General features: G+C 36.6%; 4 protein-coding genes. All 4 read right to left on the reverse strand.

Going from position 1 to position 7,486, the window contains the following annotated elements:
* Positions 1 to 824: 824 nt before the first annotated feature.
* Positions 825 to 2,648: a sensor histidine kinase gene (locus ACOVQ4_RS04965; RefSeq protein WP_421819550.1), complete on the reverse strand. Its 1,824-nt coding sequence runs from the start codon at positions 2,646 to 2,648 to the stop codon at positions 825 to 827.
* A gap of 159 nt (positions 2,649 to 2,807) precedes the next feature.
* Positions 2,808 to 4,769: a 1-deoxy-D-xylulose-5-phosphate synthase gene (dxs, locus tag ACOVQ4_RS04970; RefSeq protein WP_421819551.1), complete on the reverse strand. Its 1,962-nt coding sequence runs from the start codon at positions 4,767 to 4,769 to the stop codon at positions 2,808 to 2,810.
* A 259-nt stretch (positions 4,770 to 5,028) separates the two neighbouring features.
* Entirely contained in the window at positions 5,029 to 5,940 is a 912-nt protein-coding gene (locus tag ACOVQ4_RS04975; RefSeq protein WP_421819552.1) for a rhomboid family intramembrane serine protease, read from the reverse strand.
* 370 nt (positions 5,941 to 6,310) lie between these two features.
* Positions 6,311 to 7,102, reverse strand: coding sequence for a rhomboid family intramembrane serine protease (locus ACOVQ4_RS04980; RefSeq protein WP_421819553.1), 792 nt, complete (start codon positions 7,100 to 7,102; stop codon positions 6,311 to 6,313).
* Between the last annotated feature and the right edge of the window lie 384 nt (positions 7,103 to 7,486).

A 7,486-nucleotide genomic window follows, 5' to 3' on the forward strand; every position in this document is an offset into this window, starting at 1 on the left:
TTCTTCATATTTACGATAAGCCCTGATTAGCTACTGCCAACTTATTCCAACTTCGCTGATAAGAATGCTTGCTTGGTTTTGTGAATCTAGTACCGAAACTTTATAGAAGTAGCCTTTTCCCCTAGTAAATCCAGCATCTTTGTAAGTGTTTATACTTACAAGTAAAGTTTGGATAAAGGAGGGGTCTTTAAAATGCAGGCACCGTAACAAATTACTCTTCAATCTCTATTTACTGATAGAAAGACTGATTATGGTAGAGGTTATTGCACAAAATTAAATTTAAGTACCAGGCGTTAGGCAAAAGGTCTTTATTATTTAATAAAAAACTCCTTTTTTGCTTTAGTTTACAGCCTATTAAGTTAGTACGCAAAATAAAGTTTAAGATTGTGCTTTAAGCTTTCAGGTATCGGCTTTCGGCGGTGGGCTTTTGGGAAAATGCTTGTCCGTGGTCGTTAAAAACATTGTAACACTCTTTGCCTTGTGCCTGTTGCCTTGTCCCTAAAATACAAAACTTAAATATAATTTTGCACGATAACTTAAGTAGCAGGAAAGATTAAATTAATATTATCTTAAAAGTAAAAGTTGACTAGAACCTTATGATTATGATTGTATTACAATAACTGATATACTGCTAACTAATAACGTCTTTTTACTTACCTGAAAAATTAGATTTAAGTTTTGTGTTGAAGACACAAGGCAAGAAGTGTGGAAATATTTTTTAGTAACGATACATATATTTTTGCCGAATACCCAGCGCTGAAAGCTCAAGGATTAATTTTTATTTTGCGTATTTCTAACAAAATCATGCATTTTTGTCTATCAACTTAAGATTGCTTTATCAATACTTTGAGCTCGATAAAACTACCTTTTCCTACCCTAGAAAGTATAGTAATACTTCCTCCAAGACTTTCGGCTCGTTTGCGCATATTTCCTAAACCATTACCTGCTTTGATGAGACTTTCATCAAAGCCTATCCCATTGTCTTTGACGAATAAACGTAGCTCAGAATTCTCGAAACTGATTTCTATGTTTACCTCTGTCGCTTCAGCATATTTAACAATATTATTGATTGCCTCTTTGAAGATCAAATAGAGGTTATATTGCTTGTTGGCCGATAGCTGGATATCAGGTAAATTTTCGGTTTGGAAATGATAATTAATATTCTTTGGTTCAAATACTTCCGCTGCAAATTCTTTCATTTTGACTAATACTTCGCCAAAACTATTACTCGTCTGTCTGGTTGTCCAGACGATGTCACTTAATGAACGTTGTACTTTTTGAGAACTTTCATTGATACGCTGAACCAGCTCTTTTACAGATAGAGGATTTTTATCTATCTGGTATTCAACAACTTGGCTTAGTATTCCGATGCTACTCAAAGTACTCCCAATATCGTCGTGTAAGTCACGTGCGATGCGACTTCTAATTTGTTCATTCTCTCGAAGCTGTTGGATTACTTCTGCTTGATACTTTTCTTTCTCTAAACGATAATAGTTGATTCGATAAGCTAAGGCAAATGATAGTAGTACAACTTCCAAAGCCGAACCTACCTGTAGGGCATTTCTCGTAAAGTTGTCACTTTGTAAAACATTAGAAAGTTGTAGAATAAATATAAGGGCACTTACCAACATTACCGCCCAAGCAACTAAGAAAAACAAGGCTGCTTGCGAACCCTGAATCCATATATAAATTGCCAAAAATAAGATATAAATTACCGCTAAAAACGCAATGCTATGTAAAATTTGTGTGCTCATTGCACCAGCACCTAGCCAGTTGGCTACTAAAAAGAACACAATTGCAGAAAGTAATATACGGACAGTCTTATAAGAAGAAGGAATATACTTATTGGCGTCTAAAAAGCTTTCAGCAAACAGCAGCCCAAACCCAATCACTGCCGAAATAAATACAGAGGTAAAATGATTGAACCACAAGGCATTTGGCCATAAATATTCATGTCCAATACCTTTATTGAAGGAGAAAAAACCTGCAAAAGCCAATACATACATAACGTAATATAAATATTCCTTACTTCGTACTGTCCAGAATATAAAAAAGTTGAAAATAGCCATTACCAACATAATCCCCAAGTAGATGCCCTGCATGAGGTCTTTGGGGTGGTTGTCCTCAAAAAATACCTTCAATGGAGCTACTCTCAAAGGAAACAAGAGTGGTAGGGTGTTTTGTATACGAATGTAATAGGTACATTTTTGGTCAGAATTAAGCTCCAAATCAACTAAATATAGATTGGTTTGAATATCTCTGTTGGTTTTGTGTTGATAAACGCCTAGCTTTTTGTGAGTAATTGTTCCTTGATCTACACGGTAAATCGTAATACTATCCAGAACAGGCTCGCCTATTTCTAGATATAGGCGTTGACCAGATTTATTTACTACCGTAAACCGTGACCAAATTACTGATTTTGTAATACCGAAATTAGGGCTAGCTTGAAGACTTTTAATAAAACGAGCGTCAACGTCGGGGCGTTTTAATACATCATATAATGAGTAAATGCCTTTGGGGTCTTCAAGAATTTCCACATTACCTCCTATAGAAAGGGCTTGATTAGGGTTATTAATCACGATTTCTTTTTGAGAAAATGCGAACTGCGAAGAGAAAACAACCAAAATCAGTAGTATCCAACGAATCATTTTAAAAGAGAAATTAATAGCTTAGTCGATTGATTTGCATAGTTGTAGTAAAGGAATAGAGTGTCTTAGATATCAAACCTACAAAGATAGCTCGATTTATCAAAGTATAGATAATAAAAAAGGCGAGAAAACTCTCGCCTTTGAAGAAGATAAAATCTTTTAATTCATCGTGATAGTGACGATATTGTTGGAATGAGTAGCCTTTTCACGACCTAATATTTCTCTGACGGCTTGTGCTATACCCTCTGGGTCAAAACCACATTCTTTGTGTAGTTCTAATTGTTCGCCATGCTCTACGATTCTATCGGGTATTCCAAGTCGCTTGATTTGTGACGAGTAATCATGATCAAGCATAAATTCTGCAACCGCCGAACCAAACCCTCCTTGCAAACATCCATCTTCTACTGTGATAACTTTCTCAAAGTTTTGGAAAATTTCATGGAGCATAACTTCATCCAAAGGTTTTACGAAACGCATATCATAATGCGCAGGATTAATACCTTCAATAGCTAGCTCCTCGCATGCTTTTACAGCATAGTTTCCGATATGCCCTAAGGTTAGAATGGCAACCTTCTCACCATCCTTTACTTTTCTACCCTTTCCAATTTCCATCTTCTCGAATGGTGTTTTCCAATGAGGCATCACACCTTCGCCACGAGGGTAGCGAATAGAAATAGCTTGCTTTAATTCTTTAAACTCATCCAAGGAAGTGGTATACATAATATTGCGAAGTTCTTGTTCATTCATTGGAGAAAAAACAATCATATTCGGAATACAACGCATATATGCAATATCATAAGCACCATGGTGGGTTGGGCCATCGGCTCCTGCAAAGCCCGCCCTGTCTAAGCAAAAAATAACGGGTAATTCCTGAATTGCTACATCATGCACCACTTGGTCGAAAGCTCTTTGCATGAATGTAGAATAAATATTACAAAATACGGTTAGTCCTTGCGTAGCCATCCCTGCCGAAAATGTAACGGCGTGTTGTTCGGCAATACCTACGTCAAAAGCACGATGTGGCATAGCTTTCATCATGATATTGAGCGAGCTACCCGAAGGCATGGCAGGAGTAACACCCATAATCTTAGGATTTTGCTCTGCAAGCTCAACGATGGTATGACCAAATACATCTTGGTATTTTGGAGGCTGAGGAGTAGCGTAAACTTTCTTTTTGATTTCACCAGTAATTTTATCAAACTTACCTGGGGCATGCCACAAGGTTTGATCTTTTTCGGCCAAAGCGTAACCTTTACCTTTGGTTGTTATACAGTGAAGAATCTTCGGGCCAGGAATATCTTTTAAGTCATTCAAAACTGTGGTAAGGTATTCGACATCGTGACCATCAATAGGACCAAAGTAACGAAGATTTAAAGATTCAAATAAATTGCTTTGTTTAAGGATAGTAGCTTTTAGTCCATTCTCAATTTTAGAAACAATCTCTTGTGCTGATTTTCCGAAATTAGACATTTTGCCTAACAAATTCCAAACCTCGTCTTTTACTCTATTGTAGGTATGTGAGGTTGTAATATCAGTTAAGTATTCCTTCAATGCTCCGACGTTTGGGTCGATGGCCATGCAATTGTCATTCAACACAATGAGCATATTGTTTGGAATATCTCCGGCATGATTCATTGCTTCAAAGGCCATTCCAGCTGTCATCGAACCATCACCAATGACTGCGATGTGCTGTCGGTGGTTTTCGCCTTTGTATTTTGAAGCAACGGCCATTCCTAATGCTGCCGAAATAGAAGTAGAGGAGTGTCCAACGCCAAAAGCATCGTAAGAACTCTCTTTTCGTTTAGGAAAGCCAGATATACCGCCATACAAGCGATTGGTATGGAATGTATCTCTACGACCCGTTAAAATTTTATGTCCATACGCCTGATGACCAACATCCCAAATTAATTGGTCGTCGGGGGTATTAAATACGTAATGAAGAGCAACTGATAATTCGACAACACCAAGAGATGCGCCAAAGTGGCCACCATATACCGATACGTTATCGATGATATACTGACGTAGTTCGTCGCAAATTTGCAACAATTCCGAGCGGTCACGTTTTCTCAAATCCTCGGGGGAGTTGATTTGAGCTAGTATTTTGCCTGGTGTAATTTGCATGTTTTTGATTGGTCTATAAGTAGATAATTTCTACTAGTTTGTTGCTTTGTACTTATCAATTGAGCAATAGATTCATCTATCGTTTGAAGTATAAACAAGAGAGTATCTAAATTGTTTTGAAAATTCTATACTGAAAAGTTGGATTACTGATATGCCCAAATTTTGTGCAATTTACGCAATTATTTTGGGCAAATAAAAAAGGGGATGTGTGTATTCTGACACACCCCCTTTTTGTTGCTCATTTGCAATCGCTTTTTTCTTATTTTTGAGAAGCCTTAAATAGTTTTTGTTTTTCCTCTTTAGTGAGGCTTTCATATCCCGAGCGCGAGATTTTATCAAGGATTTCGTCTACTTCTTCCTCGTCTGGAAAACCCGAATGCCCTGTCGTTGAACTACTGTAGCTTGCTTCTTTTTGACGGTATGCCACGCGTATTTTTGCTTGCGAACGTTTTTTAAATAAATTATTCCAGAAATTTACTATTGCCTCAATCGGAACACTCCAGTCTCTTCCAGCCTTTAGCTGATTGATGCACAAATACCCCGACAACGCTCCTCCAATATGAATGACACCTCCTGCGGCATTGGCGCCTATCGACCCTGCCAAAGAAAGAATAAACATAAAAAAAGCAATATATTTGATTCTAACTGGGCCTATCAAGAATAAATAGACCGTGTGATCTGGCACCAAGGTTGCAGTGGCAAAAGCTACTGCCATGACACTACCAGAAGAGCCAATGATAGTCGTTTCTGGAATACGATTTATATAAAATGGTACAAGATTATATACTGCAATGGCTAAAAGAGCACTAATCAAAGCACCCCAAATATATACACTTATCAGTCGCTGGCTACCTAAATATTCTTGAAGAATACTACCAAACCAATACAATATCAGCATATTGGGGAATATATGCATAATTGGATTGATACTATGAATGAATACATTCGTAAAGATTGTCCAAGGTCTAAATACCAAGATTGAAAGGTCAGGAGATAGATTTACGTACGAAAGCATTTTGTAGTAAAGCTCTCCTCCTTTAAAAACAACCGTGAATGTTACAAACAAAAGTAAGGTTAAGACATACACGGCCACATTCAGCCAAATTAGCTGTACTAATCCATTATTTCGCTTGGCGAAAGCATCTTTAAAATCATCCAAAATCCCACTCATTGTGATAATCTTTTCAAAACCTATACTTATTTATATATGGGTCAGTTAAATTGTGTGCAAATTTATTTAAAAATAATTTTTCTATACTTTTAAGTAATAGTGCTAAACAAGATTTAAGTTGTGTTTGGGTACTAGACCATAGGCAACAGGTACAAGGCAAAACGTGTTACAATGTTTTTTAGTAACGAAAGATATATTTTTGTAGAATGCCCAAAGTCGAAAGCTCAAAACTTAAATTTTATTCTGCGTATTAAATTACTAATATCAATGGTCTACACTTTCGTGAAGATAGCTGTATCATTTGTGTTGTAATTTATCAATAACGAGTCAAAATTTCTAATTGTTGCTCGATGATTTATTAATCGTATTGTTAATAGAAATTGTTGCGACTTTTTCCCCAAATTTTTATGATAATAAAAGCAATTAGCATACCTCCGAGGTGAGCAAAATGGGCAATGTTATCACCTGGAGTTTTATGAATACCGCTGTAGTACTCAAATAATGCATATAAAGCTACTAAATATTTGGCTTTGATAGGAATAGGAATTGGAAAAAGAGTGAGCTCCGTATTAGGGAATAGCATCCCAAAGCCAGCCATTACACCAAACACTGCTCCTGAAGCTCCGATAGTGGGGGTGTTCAATACTGCTCTTAGGCTTTCTTCAGCTATAATGACAGAATCTTGTACATTTATTCGCCCTGAACTCGGAATATACTCAGTTGCCATACCTGGGAGACCATTTGGATAAAACTCAGCAAGAAACTTTTTGAACATTTCAAGATCTGGATGTAGCACATAGGCTTTTGTAGCATCAATCAAGGAGGCATAGTCAAAATATTTGACACCCATATATAGTAAACCTGCTCCGATACCTGTGAGCATATAAAATACTAAAAAGCGTTTTTCTCCCCAAAATCTCTCTAGCATGGGGCCTATAAAGAACAAACCTAACATATTGCTGATTAAGTGTCTTGAGCTACTATGAACAAACATGTAGCTTACCAGCTGAATGGGGTTGAACTTTTCGGATTCAAAATAATACAAGCCAAACAATGAAATTATCTGGTTGTCATATTGATGGTTAATGGATTGTACAATAAACACTACCACGTTAAGAACGATAAGTGTTCTGACAATAGGAGTCAATATTGGGGTTCTCATAGTGCCAAATAAGAGTTATGAAGCTAAAAATTAGCAGAACGGTTTAAATCGTCAAAGACGAATGTACATCGATAATTATGTCTGAAGACCTAACTAGATAACCCAAAACAAGAAGCGTTAGTTTAATTTTGATAAATAAACACTCTTTTATAGATAAGTAATTTTACTTGCTTTAAGCTTTAGGCTGTAAGCCGTAGGCATTCGGCAAAAGTTCTTTATAATCCTTTTTTATTTAGCTTACGGCTTTCAGCTTTGAGCCTTCAACAAAAACATATCTTTTCTTACTAAAAGCAATTTAACACTGTTTAGGCTGTAAGCCGTAGGCATTCGGCAAAAGTTCTTTATAATCCTTTTTTATTTAGCTTACGGCTTTCAGCTTTGAGC

It is taken from the genome of Flectobacillus sp. (genome assembly GCF_049240685.1).
GTDB lineage: Bacteria > Bacteroidota > Bacteroidia > Cytophagales > Spirosomataceae > Flectobacillus.